Raw genomic sequence first — 17,097 nt, forward strand, 5'->3', positions numbered from 1 at the left:
AATTTCCGGTGCTTTTTTATTTCAGAGGTGGGAGACGGTTATTCCCACTCCATTTCACCTTTGATGACTTTGGCGCCTAGCTCAAGGTTGGATACACCGCCCAGATCAGGATAGCGCTTTTTCATAGCGGCAATCAGTTCTTCACTGTTTTTGGCTTTGGCCTGCTCTTCTTCAAAGGCCACAAGATAGTCTTTGGTGAAAGTAACCGCAGAAATATCGGTTTTTGAACCGGCGCTCATATGGGCAGGTACAACAATTTCAGGATTGCGCACCGCAATGGCATCCAGGGTTTTGATCCATGCCTGACGTTGCTCTGCTTTTGGTGTGTCGGCAAGCCATACATGTTCACCGGCAGTGACCAGAACACCACCGAAAACAGCTTTCAGAGATGGTACCCAGAGATAACGGCGGTTCGGCATATTCTCTGCATCAATGATCTCGATTTTCTTGCCTTCCAGATCCAGCTCTTTGATATCTGAAGCTTCAGGTATCACCACATCAGCCAGCGTCTGCGGGCCGTTTTCTTTCAGCTGCGGACCCCAGACTTTCAGCTTGCCTTCTACATTGCCTTTAATGGCTTCAACCGTAGCCGGTGCGGCAATCACTTTCGCATCAGGAAACGCGGCTTTGACGGGGCCGAGGCTGAAATAATAATCAGGGTCGCTCTGGCTCACATAGATTGTTGTCAGTGCTTTGCCGCTTTCTTTGATTTTTTCGGCGAGAGCTTTGCCGTCTGAAAGCGTAAAGCCACCATCCAGCAGAATCGCTTCTTTTTCGCCGGTCAGCAGAACGGGTGTGCGGAGAAAGCCGTTTTCATCTGCCTGAAAGAATTGCCAGTTCAGTGCTTTATTTTCCTGCGCATGGGCAGAGGATACGGAGAGGGCGGAGGTTGCAAGTGTTGCCGCAAAAGCTGCTTTGCTCAGAAACTGTGTTGCTGTTTTTAAAAATGTCATGGTCTTTTCCTTCACCGGAGGGATGATATCGGTGTTACGGAAATTAAGGAGCTAAGCGCCGCTGACAAGAAGGCATGTAAAAATCCGCAGGTTACAGCAAAGTAACCGGCTGCGGGCAAAAAGCGGAATTTCAAGGGTTTTCAGGTAATTCCGCTTTGTTTCATCACAGTGAACACAGTGTATATAGTGCTGCTTTTAGCGTTTCAGGCATTTGGCTGCGCGGGGCAGGCCTGCGCTATAGAGGCTTTGCATCGTGTAAAGCCAGCCTTTGCATTCTTCCAGCGAGGGGAAGCAGCGATAGCGGCTGATCACTTCCGGATAGTCACTGCTGACAAAGGCGCTTTCGCCAAGTCCCTGAAAAATGCCGACAATAACACCGCTGCCACGCGGAGGCGGATTGCAGCGCTGCCCTGCATATTCGCTGACATTTTTACGAACCGCGGCTTCTGCCTGCGGTGTTGAGATGGTGGTCAGAGCCAGAATGCTAAAAGCGGACACGCAAAGCCGTAGACCGCTTTTGCTGAGGAAATTCAGAGACATGAATGGCATGGCTTAATCCTTTCCTGTTTTCGGAAGGCACGGCAGAGCAGAATTTTCTGCTCTGCCGGTTCATATCTTTATGCGCCTGTTACAGTCTGTCTGCAACCTTAAGCGCGAAAGCATAATTATAGGCGACTTCTTCCAGCTGCGAGAAACGCCCTGAAACACCGCCATGGCCTGCTTCCATATTGATTTTGAAAAGCACAGGATTGCCGCTGGTGGACTGATCGCGCAGTTTAGCAACCCATTTTGCTGCTTCCCAATAGGTAACACGCGGGTCGGTCAGGCCTGCTGTTGCCAGTATCGGGGGATAATTTTGTGCCGATACATTGTCATAAGGGGAGTAGGACGCAATGGTGCGGTAGTCCGTTTCCGATGCAATCGGATTACCCCATTCCGGCCATTCCGGCGGGGTCAGCGGCAGGCTGTCATCCAGCATAGTATTCAGCACATCCACAAACGGCACATCGGCAATTATCCCGCCAAAGGCTTCCGGTGCCATATTGGTGATAGCACCCATCAGCATACCGCCTGCCGAACCGCCATGGGCGATAATCCGGTCATGACGGGTGAAATTCTCTGCCACAAGATGTTTTGCTGCAGCGATGAAGTCAGTGAATGTATTGACCTTATGTTCCCGTTTGCCGTTTTCATACCAGGCGAAGCCTTTGTCTTTGCCGCCGCGAATATGGGCAATGGCATAGATAAAACCACGGTCAACCAGAGAGAGGCGTGTGGTCGAGAAACTTGCCGGAACGGAGCTGCCATAGGCGCCATAACCGTAGAGAAGACATGGAGCCGAGCCGTCCAGCGGTGTGTTCTTATGGGCGAGAATGGAAACCGGTACCAGTTCACCATCTGCCGCCGGTGCAAGGAGCCTGCGGGTGACATAGTTTTCAATCACATGGCCGCTTGGCACTTCCTGCGTTTTCAGCAGCACGCGTTCGCGTGTGACCATATTATAATCAAAGAGCTGGCTCGGCGTGGTCATGGATGAATAGGAAAAACGGATCACATCCGTGTCATATTCAGCGCTGCCATGCAGACCAAGCGAATAGGCTTCCTCGTCAAAAGCAATGGCATGCTCTGTCCCGCTGCTGCGCTCACGGATAACAATGCGCGGCAGGCCATTATTACGCTCAAGCCAGACCAGATGATCTTTATACGCTCCAACATCCAGAATAATCGTGCCGGACTTTTCGGCGACGACTTCCGTCCAGTTTTGTTTTTGCGGGGCGCTGACCGGTGCGGACATAATCTTGAAGTCCTTTGCACCGTCAATATTGGTGAGAATATAGAAAACATCCCCGCCTTCTGTGAGGCTGTATTCAATGCCGGTTTCGCGCGCTGCCACGAGCTGTGGCTTTGCCTGCGGATTATTGGCCGGTATCAGCCAGACTTCAGAAGTTTCATGATCCTGAATATTGATGAAAACAAAGTCATTCAGTGAACTGCCGGAAACATTCATGAAGAAACCGGCGTCTTTTTCTTCATAGATCAGCGCGTCCTGATCCTGCTTTGTGCCGGTACGGTGATAGAATAATTTGGCAGGGCGATGATTATCATCCATCTGCACATAGAAAACACCCTGACTTGCTGCATCCCATACAGTTCCGCCTGCGGTGGATGTCAGAAAATCCGCGCTGTCTTCCAGTGTGGAGAGATCGCGGATTTTGATGTCATAAAATTCGGAGCCTTTAGTATCCGCAGACCATGCCAGTGCTTTATGGTCAGGCGAATAGTCCAGTCCGCCAAGGCTGAAATAGGCAAGGGACGCTGCTTCCTTGTCGCCGTCGATCAGAATGGTTTTCTCGCCGCCATCCCGCGGTGTTCTGAAATATTGCGGATGCTGTCCGCCGGTGACATAGGAAATACCATAGGCATAGGCGCCGTCTTTGACCGGCACACTGGAGTCATCTTCCTTGATGCGGCCTTTCATTTCCGAAAACAGTTGTTTTTGCAGCTCCTGCGTATCTGCCATCAAGGCTGACTGATAGGCGTTTTCAGCCTCAAGATGCGAACGGATTTGTGCATCCAGCAGGGAAGGATCGCGCAGAACATCCTGCCAGTTGGCAGCACGCAACCAGTGATATTCATCATGGCGGACAATACCGTGGCGCGTGTCGCTGAACGCCTTCTTCTCAGTTGCTGGGGCGTTGTGCTTAGGGAATGAATGCTGGTTCATACTGTTTCCGGTATTGTTGCCAAGATGAGGTGTAAAATTTGAGGCTGTCAGGCTTCAGTAAAATATAATGCTGTGCCGTTCATGCAGAAACGCAGTCCGGTTGGTGCAGGGCCGTCTGGAAATACATGGCCGAGATGCGCATCACAATCAGCGCAGCGTATTTCTGTACGGTTCATACCATAGGAATGATCCTCAAAAGCACTGACAGCTTCCGGTTCAGCCGGACGTGTAAAGCTCGGCCAGCCTGTTCCGGAATTGAATTTATCTTCGGAATTGTAGAGCAGACGGTCACAGCAGATACAGTGATATGTGCCGTGGAGTTTGAGATCAAAATCAGGGCTGGAAAATGCACGCTCTGTGCCATGCTGGCGCGTGATCTTATATTGCTCCGGTGTGAGCTGTTCACGCCATTCGGCATCGGTTTTCTGAACTTTAAGCGGGCGTTGGGGCATGTTTTTCTCGGACATGGTGGTTCTCCGGCGGTTCAGCATACATTCGGAAAGTATAAGGCGTTTTCAAGCCGAATGTGCGTTATTCATAAAGGCAGGTCAAAAAGAGCAGGACTGATCTGGTTTAGTCAGGCCTGCCTGTGTTCAGAATAGTCATTTTTCCAATATATGGGGATATTAACCGCTTTTTAAAAGGTGAATATACAACCGTGTATTTTCAAAGGCATAATATGAACATACGCAGGCGTTTGATCTGCCCGTGCGGCGGATAATCTTATGAAAGCAGGTTTTTTTGCAAAAATCCTTGTATAAAATATCCGGGGCCATGAATTGCCAGAAAAATGACTTAATATAGAAATACAGGATTTTTTGATAGAATAGCAAATATCCGCAAAATTGCTTCATATCGCAGTGTTTGCTGAGTTTTACTGTAGTTTGTTTCAAGAGGCGAAATTTCACGTTTTTGGTGAATTTGTTTGCTGAAGATAGTTTCAGAAGCATGTTTTTACATTGTACTATGTGTATAACAGGCTCCGATTGATAATCTTCAGATGAGAAGAGAAATAGTTTTCTGTTTTCGGCAGGTTCGCAGATATTAATTCTCGTGATCTTGAGTGTTGAAATTTAATTGTTTAGTCAAAAATTACAGCATCACTTAACAAAATCGTGAAATAAATTGACATTTTACAAATTTTACAGATATGAGAAGATGATTGCGGGTGGCAAGCTAAGGTTAAACTGGTTGATTGGTGAATGGATAGACTTCTCATGTATTTTCAGAGGGTTTCCAGTCAGCAATATTTATAGGTAAAGGAAGTATAATGGAACATCCAGAGACTGTGGTTTCTGCTGACGAACTGCTGCTCAGTCTTACAGCTGATGTTGTTGCCGCTTATGTCAGCAATAACTCAATACGTGCCGGTGAAGTGCCTGCATTGATCGCTGATGTTCATGCAGCATTTGCCCGTTCAGGTGTTCGTGAAGAAGTGGTTGCTGTGGTTGAAAAGCCTAAGCCGGCAATCAGCCCGAAAAAATCAGTTCACGACGATTATATTATCTGCCTGGAAGACGGTAAGAAATTTAAATCGCTGAAGCGCCACCTGATGACCCATTATAATCTGACGCCGGAACAATATCGCGAGAAGTGGGATCTGGATCCTAACTATCCGATGGTTGCTCCGAACTATGCTGCAGCCCGCTCGCAGCTTGCTAAGAAAATGGGTCTTGGTCGTAAGCGTAAAGCTGCCTGATCCGGCCTGTATCTCTTCAACGAGATATCAAGAGACAAACAACGGCGCGAAAGTGCCGTTGTTTTTTTATGTATTATCAAAGCAGTTGCAGCAGGCGTGTCTGGGCTTGTTTCAGCGCAATGTGCCGGTTGATATCGTAACTCCAGTGTTTATTCAGTCCTTTCAGACGTTCTCTTTTGATAAGCCGCGTTAGTTTCGCTGCAATACTTGCTCTCTTTTCGGCCGGCGCATTTAAGGCCTGTTGCAAGTCGATGCCGCAGCTCAGCTGTAAGGCGACGGATTGCGCTGCCTGAAGTGCATCTTCTTTACGGTTTTCCAGAAACAGCTGTTTTTCCTGTTGCAGAGTGGCTGACATTGTTAATCCCCTTCATCGTGCAGGGGATTATGATGTTTTGCTGCTGGCGGGGGATAAGCAGATATTCTTAATTTTTAAATGTAGTATTGGTTGTTTTAGTATTTTTATTGTGATTAAATTTGATTGTTTGATAAAATGTTTTTATTGAATGGCTTATTTTTATGTATAGATTCTTTTTTAATATTTGTTATTTGAATTTAATTGTATATTTATATCTATAAACTCAAGTTTATCCCCGTATAAGGTTTTTATATTAAGGATATGTCGTCTGCGGAGGGCATATGTTGAACAATTTTCCAGATTTTTTATCCGGTCGTACGGATTCACTTGTTGTCTTGCATAATTTGCCGGAGTCATCGCGCCTGCATTGTTTATCCGGCGGGCAGGATATGCATTCCATGCAGAATGATGTCGGCAATAAACGCATGACAGAGAATGCGCTGTATCTGGCTGATCTGATGCAAAGAAACAGCAGTGTAAAGAGCCAGCTGACAAGCAGGGAGCGGCAATTGCGTGCCTGGAAACTGTGCGGGGCTTTAATGGCGCTGTTGTCTGTTTTCTTTCAGGTATCCTTACACGATTTGCGCAGTCCCCAACGCGGCAATTGCCATATCGCCAGAATCCGGCAATTCGGCATGTATATCGCTCATACCATGTTCGGCCTGTCGATGTCTGAAGTGGCCTATGCATTTTGCCGTGAAAGAACCACGGTTAAACATGCCTGCCATTTGATTGAGGACATGCGGGAGAATGAAAAATTTGACCGCAGTGTCAGCTCGTTTGAATATCTCATTCGGGCGCTTTATCCGTGCGGGAGTGCAGGGGAATGAGCAAAACCGTCACTGCATTTTCCCCGAAAGATCAGCAATCAGCTTTGCGGGTACTCAGATTTCTGCTGCGGTCAGCGGCAAGGTTCGAAGGTGAAGAAGGGCGTTGGTTCTTGACCAGTGATGAGGGCGGCACGATTGCCTGTCACGAGCCGGTATTGCAGCATTTGCTGGAGGCCGGATTGGTGAAAGCTGAGCAGGACAAAATCACCTTGGAACTTGCAGGACGCGATCTGCTGAAGAAGCTAAAGAAACCTGCTGAGGCAGAGCAGTCTCAAGAACCTGTTGTGCAGTTAGCTGATGAAAACATCCGGAACCGTGCCGTCAATAATGCTGAATCCCCGCTGACTTTGCTCTGCCGGAAAAACAAGCAGACGGGGCGGCGTTTTTTGAGTGATGACGAGTTTCATGCCGGAGAGCGGTTGAGGGCTGATTTCACACGCGGGAATATGATGCCACGGATTTCTGCCAATTGGGATGCCAGTGTTGCCGGACGTGTCAGAGGGGAGCGGGGCGGTGCGGCCGAGTTGAGTGATTACGCATTGGATTGCCGGGATCGGGTGAATAAGGCACTCATCGCTGTAGGGCCGGAATTATCCGGTATATTGCTGGATATATGCTGTTTTCTCAAAGGTTTGGAATTGGTGGAGCGTGAGCGTTCATGGCCTGCGCGTTCGGCAAAGATGATGCTGAAAACAGCACTCAGTATTTTGCACCGCCATTATAATGCAGGGCGGATGCCGGAAGGGATCACGTCACCGGCTGCCTATCACTGGGGAGCACCGGACTTCCGGCCTTCACTGTGATGCCGTGTCACAAGCTGAAAACAAAACATGCGCAGTGATGAGATCAGTGCGCATGTTTTGGTATATTATAGATGAGAAATATCAGGCAGCGTTTTGCAGGGCGCTTTGTGCGTCATTGCGCACACGCTGCACCATGGAGCGCAAGCCGTTGGAGCGCTGTGGTGTCAGATGCTCATCGAGGCCAAGGCTTTTCAGAACGCCTTCTGCATCAATCTTCAGAATGGAAGATGCGGTTTCGCCGGAATAAAGGGCAAGCAGGATCGCAACCAGACCGCGGACAATATGCGCATCGGAATCGCCCAGAAATTCCATAACCGGATCGGCACCCTGACCTTTTTTGGTCAGCAGCCAGACCTGACTGACACAGCCCGGAACCTTATGATCCGCATCGCGGGCTTCTTCCGGATAAGGCTGCAAGTCACGTGCCAGTTCGATCACATAGCGATAGCGGTCTTCCCAGTCGTCAAGAAACTCAAAGTCCGACGCAATCGTGCTGATCTTTGAATTTGTCATAGGTCTCTCCGCATTAACTGAAGCATGCCGCGCAAGAACGAAAATTCGCTCCGCTCGAGGCATGCTGATAAATATACATATGGCGCGGCTTATAGACCATTTTTATAGCAATTGGAAAGTTCCGGTTCTGACGATCGCAAGAACTATCCGGGACGTTGCGCAGGAACAGGAATTTTGAACGCAGGTGCCTGCTCTGTTGCAGGTGGGGCGGATGGCTCTTTGTTTTGTGGCGCGCTACCGGATAGAACCTCTTTCGCACGGATCAAAGCCTGTTCACCGCTTTGCTGAATCGCTGCCTTTCCGGCAATACAGAGAGCGGGATTGCGCTCACAAAATGTGCTGATTTCCTGCAGGGTTTTGCCGGCCTGCAACCATTGCTCAACCAGATCGGGACTGGCCGTGGATGGAGCCTGTTGCTGTTTTTCTGAAGACAGATGATTTTGCTGTGTTTGTGCCTGTGGCGCTCGTGGTGGCTGTGTGTCTGTAGACTTGCCGGTCAGTCCGGGCATCAGCAGAAAAACCCCTCCCAGCCAGAAAATGCATTTAAGCAGAAATCTCATGATCTTTATTCCTGCCTGTTTGCACGGTCCTGTCGGGTTGCTGAGCGTGATAAATATATAAGTTTAAATTATTCATATAGTTATCAGTTGTTTCACCGGTTTCTTCTTAAGGCTTTCCGGTTGTTGAGACGCAATGGTTAAAGAATGAGACATATTTCTGAAGATTCTGATAAAATGTTTTTAAGATTGTCTTGCCATGGGGCGGAGCCGGAAATATTCCGTTTACCATAGAGCCAAAAGCTCCCCCTTTTTCGCGGAAAAAAGACTTTCACGGGCATCATAGATCGCGGTTTTATCTATTCCTTAAAGTCTGGGCGTCCATTCTGTCATTGTTCGGTGACTGTCTTTTCACTCCGGTGAAAGGAGACAGTTGAAGTGAGATTGTGTCAGAGTGAGTATGCTGCGTGTACGGCATTTATGCGAAAACAATGAAAATGATTAAAGGCGGTATGCATAATACCGTTGCGGATCATCACCTGTTGGCGCAGGAAAATGCAGAATTCCATGTTTCTGTTACCGCTGCTCAATCCCGTAAGTCCGACCATTTTTCAGCGTTTGATTTGCGCTGCGCATTGCTGTTGTTTCCGCTGTTTCTGGCTATGGCTTGTTACAGTATTTTCCCGACCGCTTCGGTCAATGCATTACTGTTTACCGGTCTGTCCTTTACCGGCATATCCGTTCTTTTGCTGGCAGCGCAGGCATTTGGCATCCGCAACAGCCTGACAGGTCTTGCCGCATTGTCATTCTATAGCGCGGTACTGGCTTTTACGGCCCTGTTTGCAGGTGCGGAAAATGGTCTGGTCTGGGCAATGGTTCTGGCATTGCCGCTTGAGATCTGGCTTGTAACCCGCCATCGTGCCGCGGCTGTTGCCGGTGGTCTGATCACTGTTGCCCTGATGGCAACATCGCTGACCAAAGGTATCAACACACAGCTGATGCTTCCGGCCGGTGTCTCAACAACTTTCCTGTTTATCTATGTCGGCGCCATTTTGCTGCGGGTAATGCGTTTGGCACTGCCAGTTGCAACAGTCCTGCAGAATACAACATCTGCTCATACTGCCGACAGCGATCTGGAAACAGCGCTGGATGCTCTGGTTATCCGTCTTGATCAGGATGGTCATATCCGTACTTTGTCGGATCGTTGTATTGAACAATTTGGTGTTGATCGTGCAGTCCTGACCGGCACATTGCTTCTTGACCGTGTGCATGTGGCTGACCGCGTTCAATATCTCGCATTTCTGAATGGCCTGAAGCACGGCAATTCACCAATGAAACTCGGTGGCAAAACAGAGATTCGTCTGCGTTGCGTGGAAGTTGCTCAGGGCAATAAAAATGAACAGCCGAAAATCTATTTCAATATATTTGAAATGGAAGGGCAGGCAAAAGGCACGGCTCAGAATGAGCAGGAAGCCGGTTTCCTGATTGTTGCGCGCAATCTTGCACAGATGCAGGATACGCAGCAGCATATCGTTCAGCAGAATACGACGATTGAGAATCTGGAAACCTCGCGCGGACGCTTGCTCGGTGCCGTGAGCCATGAGTTGCGCACGCCGCTGAATTCAATCATCGGTTTCTCTGATCTTCTGTTGCATGATGTGGCAGGGCCTTTGCAGAGCGACAAGCAGCGCGAATATATTGATCTGATCCGCAAGTCCGGCAATCATCTGCTGGAAGTTGTAAACGGTATTCTGGAAACCTCACGCCTTGAGGCCGGTCAGTATCCGGTTCAGCATGAACGCTTTTCCGTGCAGGACAGCGTTACAATGTGCAGCTCCATGCTTATGCCGATGGCCGAGAAAAAGGGCGTTATTCTCTGTGACCGCATTCATCCGGATGTGACGGATATGATTGCTGATCGCCGTGCAATCCGTCAGATTCTGATTAATCTGGTGTCAAACGCTATTAAATTCACGGATCGCGGCGGTTGCGTAACCATTGATGTGATGCCTGATGAAACAAAGCGCGGTTATGCAGGTGCAGAGCGCAGTCTGGTCATCTCCGTGTCTGATACGGGCGTTGGACTGGAAGCACATGAAATTGAACGTCTGTGCCAGCCATTTACCCAGATCAATAATGCACAGACCCGTATGCAGGAAGGTTCAGGTCTCGGGCTTTATCTGGTTAAAGGTCTAGTCAGTCTTCATCAGGGTGAGATGAATATTCACAGCCGCAAGGGCCATGGCACGACTGTTTCAATCAGGCTGCCGCAAACAGCACAGCAGGTTGTGGATAAGACCGGATTGGTTGCAGGTGCGGCCGCAAATCAGGCATTATCGCAGCCTATGCAGCAGGCTGACCGGATGCAGACAAATACAGTTTCAACCGATATTCGCAGCGCTCTTGAGCAGGTGAAAACAGCAATTATTAATCTTCAGGCCGAACAGACTGAATATAGTCAGGCAGAAAGTAGTTATGACGGAAAGACAGAGCCGCAGCGGTACGAAACGCAAGGGGACTTCCATGCGCAAAAACGCAAAACGGCGTAGTTTTGGCAGACGTTTTTTTGATGCATGCCTGACCGGCGTGTCACGCATGGCATTGGCTGCCGGTGATATAGTCGCGCGCAATCCTGTGGTAGCCGGTGGTGCAACCGCATTTCTTGTGACGCTTGGTTTTGTCGCCAGCAATGCGATCTGGTATCAACCGCAGGCGCATGACGGTGTTTTCTTTAAAACGCGGCCGGAGCAGGTTTTCCGTGCTGTGGCAAAAGACAATAGCGAAGCAGCCCGCAAGCTGACCGGCAATGTGGCTGTGCAGGAACCTGTACGCCAGATTACCGGTCATGAGGCTGCGCCGGTAACTGAGAAACCACAAGCTGTTGCGACTTTGCCCGAAACAACTGTTGATGGCGGGGATCTGCCGGCTCTGGCGCCGAATGGCGACAAGCAGGTTGCGATCATGCAATATAATCTGAAGCAACTTGGCTTCTATAGTGGCAATGTGGATGGTCTGACAGGGCCGCAAACCCGTGCAGCGCTTGAGCAATGGCAGAATGTGCAGGCCAAGCTGGCACCGGATCAGAATAATGCGGCTAAACCCGCAGAGAAACAGCTGAGCATTGAGGAAGCCATTGCTGTGGCTGTGCCAGCTGCCAGACCTGAGGCTCGGCCAGAGACCCGGTCTGACACTCAGCCTGAAAACAGTGCGCGTGCAGTGCCGGTTGCGGAAAGACGGCCTGCGCCGATTGCTGTCAGGGCAGAAGAAAAAACACCGGTACAGGCTGTGCGGAGTAATTCTGCATCGCAGAATGCAACGGAAACAACGGCTTCTGTTCAACCGGTATCCGCACGAACACCATCCGGTCAGGCGGTCAGTGCCGAGGAACTGGTGCGTATTCAGGCGGGGCTCAAAGCATTCGGCAATGATATGGTTGTCGTGGACGGTGTTCCGGGCAAAACCACAGAAGATGCCATCCGCGAGTTTCAAAAACTGTTCCGTCTCAATGTCAGCGGTAAGCCTGATTCTGAGCTGATCGGGAAAATGCGTGAAATCGGCCTTATCAGCTGATTTGATATGCAATGAGCAGGTATTTCAGCCTATGCGTCTGACAAGCGAATTCTGGGTTTCCGCATTGATGCGCCGTGTGCGCATGGCTGATGGTTTCGCCTATCTGGTCAGGCGCGGTGCGGCCGAGGCCGGTGCAATCTTTATCAAGATCCGTAATCGTGATGGTAATTTTGATTTATATATGCCTGCGCCGCAAAGCGAATATGATCCGCAACGGGCGGATGAACGTCGTTTTGTTTTATATCAGCAGAGCGAAGACGAACAGCTGATTAATACGCAGCTTGAAAAAGAGCTGCGCTTTGATCCTGATCTCTGGCTTGTCGAGGTTGAAGATTGTACTCAGGCTGCGGAACTGCTGACCACAGGCATGTAACTTATCCGGATTATTGTGCTTTTCTATGCGGGATCGTGCCGTCATTATTCGCGGCACTGGTAAAGTTTTCCGATGCATTGTCCGCCAAATCGCGCAATTGATTGCGCAGACGCTCATTCATATCATCCGCTTTCCAGCGTCTGACAGCTGCTGCGGCCTGTTCAGGGCTGATAGAGCGGTAAATATGGACAAATTCCCGTAATTGTTCACGTTCGCCATGAATTGTACCGAGAACGGCAGTCAGGATCAGATAGGTATCCTGTGCGGTAAGCCCTATGGCTTTCAGCGCCAGCGGCAGCTGGGAATTCGGCCATGAGCCGATAATTGTTTCAGCACGCGCATAGCTGACATCCAGCGCATCGGCCAGTGCGGTGCGGAACATATTGCCGTCAATCAACAGTGCCATATCAATGAGATATTCGGCCCGTGCCGGTTGCAAACAGGAGGACAGTGACATTGCACTGAGATTATGCGCAGGCAATGATTGCGTTGCAGCAGGGGCTGTGCGGATTGGTGCAGCCGGTTTGCTCTCAACGCGTTTGTTTACTGGGGCTGCTGAAACATAATGCGCTTCCTGCACCTCCGCTATGCTGGTCTCTGCAGCGGCAGGTGCAGTGCTGATTACCGGCTCAGCAGTCAGTGTCTGGCTGATGAGCGGATCATCAAAGCCCTCAAGGATTGGCAATAGCAGCGGATCAACCGGCTGACGGCGCGCAATGATACGGGCATGGGACAGGCCGTGCTGGCCGGTAATGTCAATGAGATCGGCAGTTGTCAGGACAGGGGAGCGCAGCAATAGCGGTGCAGCGACTTCAATACTGTCATTGGCAAGAGCCAAAACCAGCTTGCGCGGGGCAACATCATGCTGGGCAAGAATAGCTGAGACCTGACGGCGGGCACGCGGCGTGGCTGTTTCCAGCAACGGCAAAGCCAAATCTTCAAATTGCTGGCTTTCATAGCGTCCGGGACGGGTGAGGGACGTAAAACCTGCCACGGCAGCAGCCAGCAGATCATCGGTCTTGTGGTGTGCGGAATGACCACTTCCGGATAATATTTCCAAAGCGCGGAATTGATCGGTGGTCACGCGTATTTACCCCTTACGCCTACACAACACAGACAAAAATACACCTCTCCTCGCTGAAAACATAAGGAGAGCTTTCTGCACTTTAAGGGAGAACACTTAGCAATGAATTAACCATCGGTGCGTTGCTGGTAATTTACTGACCTGTAAATCAAATATTTCTCGGAAGATGGTGCATCGCAGGAGAATTTAATTCTCGATCGAAACGCTCATACATTCTGCAGATTTAAGAAACTCGCCAACCTCATCCCGCCATGTTGCATCGGGCTCGAAGACCCGCAAAACCGCAATCGCTTCATTAACGGACTGGGTGATAAGCACTGATTGTTCCAGTTGCTGCGGAATGCTTTGTTCGAGCAGGATTTTTTGCAAAGGTGAGACAAGCAGCAGATCGGTGGCTGGTGACACCTGATCATTGAGGCTGAAAGTTATATCGCCTGTATGATTGTAAATCGCCAGCGACCAGAACGGCACTTTGCCGACAGCGCTGATATGAACCGGTCCGTTGGTCAGGTCAAAACGGCATGCGGCACTGCGCATCAGCGGATCGCGGCGCTTTGCCCAGTTAGCACCTTCCAGCCAGTGAAAGCTTTCTGCGGGGCCGAGTGCTTCCACGCGTTTCCACAGGGTTTCCGAAGCATCATCAGGCACGAGCAGTATAATCGCAATATGAACGATGGCTGCGCCAATGAGACCGAGAGTAATGGCATAGAGAAACTGCAACAGCGAATGTCTCATCGTTCGGCTCCTTTGCAGCTGCCTTCTGCCAAAGTGAGTGCCGGCATTTGCGGATTTTCAAAGCCGATAGATGTGCCCAGATCGGTATCATACAGGGTCATCACCAGTTGATAGGGGCGCGATGCATTGATCGCCAGCCAGTTTCCCGATTGTGCCGAGGGAGAAACCGCGATGAGAAAACTTGAATCATGCTGATACCAGATCATCTGGCTATGCAGTTCCTGCGGAAGCCCTTGCTTTTGCGCGAGCGGCAGATCGTGCAAATCGCTGGCATAAAGCGTCCAGAAACGGGAGGCGGGGGCTTTGCCCTGTAAATGATAGGTGCAACGCGGATCAAGTTTTGCGCCGTTCACATCATGCCTCAGGACAAAGCGTTGGCCTTCGGCAGCACCCAGCGGCAGCAATGCGGCGCGGCTGCGTTGCGCACGCGCATAGGGATCAGCATCCGCACTGCCATAGAGCGGCGAGGCATGCCATTGTCCGATAGTGAGCTGATTGAAACCTTCAAAATTATTGAGAGCATAAAGCGCACTGGCTGCGCCGCCCGCCAGAGCAATCAGGCAGGTTAATACTGTCAGCAATATGGTTCTTAAATTGCTCATGGAGAATCTATAAAACACGTCCGGTTAAAATTGCCTGTCATTATCGGGTGACCGGATCAAATGGCCGGTGCATTTCAATAAGATCAGAGTGACGATAAAGTCGTGCGAATCCGCTGCGGTGTTTCATAGGTGCGGAATTTCTCATTCAGACTGCGCATAAAGCGCGTTGTTTCTGAGGACAGAACACGCGGATAATCCGGAACTGTATTTGGCAGTTTTTCACCTGTGCCGCTGCTCTGTGCTACCAGTTTCGGATCAGCTGGCTGAGCCGGTTTCGGGAACGGATTGCTGATGCCCGGAATTGGTTTCAGGTCAATATTCTGATGCGCCTGCATCATCATCATCTGCCATGTCATAGCAGGGATGATACCGCCGGTCAGATTATTCATCGGTGCATAACTGTCATTGCCGAACCAGACCGCCGCCGTGTAATTGCCGGTATAACCGACAAACCACGCATCACGATAGCTCTGGGTGGTGCCGGTTTTTCCCGCGACACGGGTCATAGGCAAAGCTGCACGCCGCGCCGTGCCGCGTTCAGGCACCTGCACCAGCATGGAGTTCATTTCCGAGGCGGCCTTTTCAGACAATACGCGCTTTGGTTCCGGTGTATCGCGTTTAAAGTCCCAGAGAATTTTACCAGCCGGATCGGAAATCTGCACAATGCCATGACGCATGCCTGCAAAACCGCCATTGGCAAAAACGCTGAAGCCGGTGGCCTGATCCATCACTGTCATGCCGGAGGTGCCGAGCACCATGGTTTTATGGTCGGAGATTTCCGATTCAATGCCCATGGCTTTGGTGAGGGCTACAATCGGCTTTGTTGTCAGATAGTCTTTGGCAAGGCGCACCGGCACCGTGTTGTAAGACTTGACCAGAGCGGTTGCGAGATCAACACGGCCTGCAAAAGAACGGCCGTAATTGCGCGGCATCCAGTTGCCCCATGCAATCGGTGCATCGGAGACAATCGTATTCGGTGTCAGACCCTTTTCCATTGCAACGGCATAGACATAGGGTTTGAATGATGAACCGGCCTGACGGAGCGCTTTGGTTGCACGGTTGAACTGGCTTTCACCATAATCGCGCCCGCCGACAATTGCCCGCACCGAGCCGTCATCGGCAATCACCACGGTGGCTGCTTCTGTCACTTTATATTCAGCACCATATTGGCGCAGATGAAATTCAATCGCATCTTCCGCAGCCTTCTGAATATTGCGATCCAATGTGGTACGCACCACCAGATTGTGCTGCGGGATTGTACGGGTGATCTTTTTCACCTCGTCAAAAGCCCAATCCAGAAAATAATCCGGATTTTCACCTTTAGCGCGGTCAACAACACTCGCAGGATTGCGCCGTGCATAGGCCAGCTGGCCTTCGCTCATAAAGCCTGCATCAGCCAGATTGGACAACACAACATTAGCGCGCGCGCGGGCAGCGGGCAGATTGACATGCGGTGCATATTTTGCCGGTGCTTTGAACAGGCCGGCCAGCATTGCCGCTTCCGCCAGAGAAACATCTTTGACGTTTTTGCCAAAGTAAAATTCGGAAGCCGCTGCAATGCCAAAGGTTCCGCCGCCCATATAAGCGCGGTCGAGATAGAGCTGCAGAATTTCTGTTTTGCTTAAATTAGCTTCCAGCCAGAGCGCGAGAAAGGCCTCATTGATTTTGCGTTTCAGCGTTCTTTCATTGGAGAGAAACAGGTTTTTCGCCAGCTGCTGAGACAGGGTGGAGCCGCCCTGAACCACGCCATTGGCACGCATATTCTGAGTAAGCGCGCGGCTTAAGCCCCAGAAATCAATGCCGATATGTTCATAAAAACGGCGGTCTTCGGTTGCCAGAACCGCTTTAATCACATGATCCGGCAATTCAGCAATCGGCACTGCGTCGCGATGCATGATGCCGCGCTGGCCGATTTCATTGCCGTAGCGGTCAAGGAAAGTGACCGCATAATCATCCTGCGCACGCCAGTCTTTCTTGGTTTCCTCGAAAGCAGGCATAGCCAGAGCAAGCAGAACAACACTGCCGAGAACGCCAAGCGTGAACCCCTCATCGGCGATTTCTACAAACAGACGTTTCCAGCCGCGCACGCGGAATTTGCGGGAAAAAATAGTGGCGCTTTCCCAAAAAGCGGAAAAATGCGAGCGCAGTTTATACAGGCTGCTGTCCAGCCAGGCATCAATAGCCATCAGAAACGGGCTGCGGGTCAGGCGGCGCGTTTTTCTGGTCTGGTCATTTTTGTCAGCCTGTTTGCTCATAACCGAAAAATAACCCGTTTTGCTCGCTTAAAGAGGGGCGATAATGTCCCATTCTAGCACATCCTTATGAATGGCCAATAAAGCAGAAGTGCCAATGAAGAGT

The 17,097-nt window shown here is 50.3% G+C and carries 17 protein-coding genes; 6 read left to right on the forward strand and 11 right to left on the reverse strand.

Annotated features, from left to right (window positions below; genetic code table 11):
- Positions 1-38: 38 nt before the first annotated feature.
- The 4 genes from LDL70_RS04010 to msrB form a co-directional block, all read right to left on the reverse strand.
- Positions 39-953 (reverse strand): MBL fold metallo-hydrolase, encoded by a 915-nt coding sequence (locus LDL70_RS04010; RefSeq protein ID WP_225687325.1) that lies wholly within the window; start codon positions 951-953, stop codon positions 39-41.
- Positions 954-1,148: 195 nt separating this feature from the next.
- Positions 1,149-1,502, reverse strand: coding sequence for a hypothetical protein (locus tag LDL70_RS04015; RefSeq protein WP_225687327.1), 354 nt, complete (start codon positions 1,500-1,502; stop codon positions 1,149-1,151).
- Positions 1,503-1,581: 79 nt separating this feature from the next.
- Positions 1,582-3,678, reverse strand: a complete 2,097-nt coding sequence (locus LDL70_RS04020; protein WP_225687329.1) for a S9 family peptidase — start codon at positions 3,676-3,678, stop codon at positions 1,582-1,584.
- A 47-nt stretch (positions 3,679-3,725) separates the two neighbouring features.
- The gene (gene msrB / locus LDL70_RS04025) at positions 3,726-4,145 is read right to left on the reverse strand and encodes a peptide-methionine (R)-S-oxide reductase MsrB (protein WP_022710039.1); all 420 of its coding nucleotides are present in this window, start codon (positions 4,143-4,145) and stop codon (positions 3,726-3,728) included.
- Positions 4,146-4,948: 803 nt separating this feature from the next.
- Here msrB and LDL70_RS04030 point away from each other — a divergent pair.
- Positions 4,949-5,377 (forward strand): MucR family transcriptional regulator, encoded by a 429-nt coding sequence (locus tag LDL70_RS04030; protein ID WP_022710037.1) that lies wholly within the window; start codon positions 4,949-4,951, stop codon positions 5,375-5,377.
- A 76-nt stretch (positions 5,378-5,453) separates the two neighbouring features.
- On the opposite strand, the gene LDL70_RS04035 is transcribed toward LDL70_RS04030, so the two are convergent.
- Complete coding sequence (locus LDL70_RS04035) at positions 5,454-5,732, reverse strand: cytoplasmic protein (protein WP_075654541.1); 279 nt, start codon at positions 5,730-5,732, stop codon at positions 5,454-5,456.
- Between the two features lie 281 nt (positions 5,733-6,013).
- Here LDL70_RS04035 and LDL70_RS04040 point away from each other — a divergent pair, with 281 nt between their 5' ends.
- Together LDL70_RS04040 and LDL70_RS04045 are read left to right on the forward strand one after the other, a co-directional pair.
- Positions 6,014-6,562, forward strand: coding sequence for a helix-turn-helix domain-containing protein (locus tag LDL70_RS04040; RefSeq protein WP_083646816.1), 549 nt, complete (start codon positions 6,014-6,016; stop codon positions 6,560-6,562).
- A complete protein-coding gene (locus LDL70_RS04045; RefSeq protein ID WP_225687331.1) occupies positions 6,559-7,365 on the forward strand; it encodes a DUF6456 domain-containing protein in 807 nt (268 codons plus the stop codon). The genes LDL70_RS04040 and LDL70_RS04045 overlap by 4 nt, the downstream gene beginning before the upstream one ends.
- A gap of 81 nt (positions 7,366-7,446) precedes the next feature.
- Here LDL70_RS04045 and LDL70_RS04050 read toward each other — a convergent pair whose 3' ends face one another.
- Both LDL70_RS04050 and LDL70_RS04055 read right to left on the reverse strand, forming a co-directional pair.
- Positions 7,447-7,878: a SufE family protein gene (locus LDL70_RS04050; protein ID WP_022710033.1), complete on the reverse strand. Its 432-nt coding sequence runs from the start codon at positions 7,876-7,878 to the stop codon at positions 7,447-7,449.
- 143 nt (positions 7,879-8,021) lie between these two features.
- Complete coding sequence (locus tag LDL70_RS04055) at positions 8,022-8,438, reverse strand: DUF5330 domain-containing protein (RefSeq protein ID WP_225687333.1); 417 nt, start codon at positions 8,436-8,438, stop codon at positions 8,022-8,024.
- A gap of 428 nt (positions 8,439-8,866) precedes the next feature.
- Between LDL70_RS04055 and LDL70_RS04060 the strand changes: the two genes are divergently transcribed.
- From LDL70_RS04060 to LDL70_RS04070, 3 genes are read left to right on the forward strand one after another with little or no spacing between them, the layout of a single operon-like run.
- A complete protein-coding gene (locus LDL70_RS04060; RefSeq protein ID WP_225687335.1) occupies positions 8,867-10,924 on the forward strand; it encodes a PAS domain-containing sensor histidine kinase in 2,058 nt (685 codons plus the stop codon).
- The gene (locus LDL70_RS04065) at positions 10,899-11,945 is read left to right on the forward strand and encodes a peptidoglycan-binding domain-containing protein (RefSeq protein ID WP_225687337.1); all 1,047 of its coding nucleotides are present in this window, start codon (positions 10,899-10,901) and stop codon (positions 11,943-11,945) included. The genes LDL70_RS04060 and LDL70_RS04065 overlap by 26 nt, the downstream gene beginning before the upstream one ends.
- 31 nt (positions 11,946-11,976) lie before the next feature.
- Positions 11,977-12,318, forward strand: coding sequence for a DUF1491 family protein (locus LDL70_RS04070; RefSeq protein WP_225687339.1), 342 nt, complete (start codon positions 11,977-11,979; stop codon positions 12,316-12,318).
- Positions 12,319-12,328: 10 nt separating this feature from the next.
- Here the strand turns inward: LDL70_RS04070 and LDL70_RS04075 are convergent, their stop codons facing one another.
- The 4 genes from LDL70_RS04075 to LDL70_RS04090 form a co-directional block, all read right to left on the reverse strand.
- Positions 12,329-13,402: a DUF2336 domain-containing protein gene (locus LDL70_RS04075; protein WP_225687348.1), complete on the reverse strand. Its 1,074-nt coding sequence runs from the start codon at positions 13,400-13,402 to the stop codon at positions 12,329-12,331.
- Positions 13,403-13,588: 186 nt separating this feature from the next.
- The gene (locus tag LDL70_RS04080; RefSeq protein WP_225687350.1) at positions 13,589-14,137 is read right to left on the reverse strand and encodes a hypothetical protein; all 549 of its coding nucleotides are present in this window, start codon (positions 14,135-14,137) and stop codon (positions 13,589-13,591) included.
- Positions 14,134-14,739 carry a DUF1214 domain-containing protein gene (locus tag LDL70_RS04085; protein WP_151158166.1) on the reverse strand — a complete coding sequence of 202 codons (606 nt, stop codon included), beginning with the start codon at positions 14,737-14,739 and terminating at the stop codon, positions 14,134-14,136. Before LDL70_RS04085 ends, LDL70_RS04080 begins: the two co-directional genes overlap by 4 nt.
- An 83-nt stretch (positions 14,740-14,822) precedes the next feature.
- Positions 14,823-16,925, reverse strand: a complete 2,103-nt coding sequence (locus LDL70_RS04090; RefSeq protein WP_370627123.1) for a transglycosylase domain-containing protein — start codon at positions 16,923-16,925, stop codon at positions 14,823-14,825.
- Between the last annotated feature and the right edge of the window lie 172 nt (positions 16,926-17,097).

This window comes from Pseudochrobactrum sp. XF203 (genome assembly GCF_020341615.1).
In the GTDB taxonomy this organism is placed as follows: domain Bacteria; phylum Pseudomonadota; class Alphaproteobacteria; order Rhizobiales; family Rhizobiaceae; genus Pseudochrobactrum; species Pseudochrobactrum saccharolyticum.

Bases quoted from the DNA above. Each gene is read 5' to 3' on its own strand.
- LDL70_RS04050 (WP_022710033.1), bottom strand. From the start codon at position 7,878: ATGACAAATTCAAAGATCAGCACGATTGCGTCGGACTTTGAGTTTCTT.
- LDL70_RS04040 (WP_083646816.1), top strand. From the start codon at position 6,014: ATGTTGAACAATTTTCCAGATTTTTTATCCGGTCGTACGGATTCACTT.
- LDL70_RS04070 (WP_225687339.1), top strand. From the start codon at position 11,977: ATGCGTCTGACAAGCGAATTCTGGGTTTCCGCATTGATGCGCCGTGTG.
- LDL70_RS04065 (WP_225687337.1), top strand. From the start codon at position 10,899: ATGCGCAAAAACGCAAAACGGCGTAGTTTTGGCAGACGTTTTTTTGAT.
- LDL70_RS04035 (WP_075654541.1), bottom strand. From the start codon at position 5,732: ATGTCAGCCACTCTGCAACAGGAAAAACAGCTGTTTCTGGAAAACCGT.
- LDL70_RS04060 (WP_225687335.1), top strand. From the start codon at position 8,867: ATGAAAATGATTAAAGGCGGTATGCATAATACCGTTGCGGATCATCAC.
- LDL70_RS04020 (WP_225687329.1), bottom strand. From the start codon at position 3,678: ATGAACCAGCATTCATTCCCTAAGCACAACGCCCCAGCAACTGAGAAG.
- LDL70_RS04055 (WP_225687333.1), bottom strand. From the start codon at position 8,438: ATGAGATTTCTGCTTAAATGCATTTTCTGGCTGGGAGGGGTTTTTCTG.
- msrB (WP_022710039.1), bottom strand. From the start codon at position 4,145: ATGTCCGAGAAAAACATGCCCCAACGCCCGCTTAAAGTTCAGAAAACC.
- LDL70_RS04085 (WP_151158166.1), bottom strand. From the start codon at position 14,739: ATGAGCAATTTAAGAACCATATTGCTGACAGTATTAACCTGCCTGATT.
- LDL70_RS04080 (WP_225687350.1), bottom strand. From the start codon at position 14,137: ATGAGACATTCGCTGTTGCAGTTTCTCTATGCCATTACTCTCGGTCTC.
- LDL70_RS04090 (WP_370627123.1), bottom strand. From the start codon at position 16,925: ATGGCTATTGATGCCTGGCTGGACAGCAGCCTGTATAAACTGCGCTCG.
- LDL70_RS04010 (WP_225687325.1), bottom strand. From the start codon at position 953: ATGACATTTTTAAAAACAGCAACACAGTTTCTGAGCAAAGCAGCTTTT.
- LDL70_RS04030 (WP_022710037.1), top strand. From the start codon at position 4,949: ATGGAACATCCAGAGACTGTGGTTTCTGCTGACGAACTGCTGCTCAGT.
- LDL70_RS04015 (WP_225687327.1), bottom strand. From the start codon at position 1,502: ATGCCATTCATGTCTCTGAATTTCCTCAGCAAAAGCGGTCTACGGCTT.
- LDL70_RS04045 (WP_225687331.1), top strand. From the start codon at position 6,559: ATGAGCAAAACCGTCACTGCATTTTCCCCGAAAGATCAGCAATCAGCT.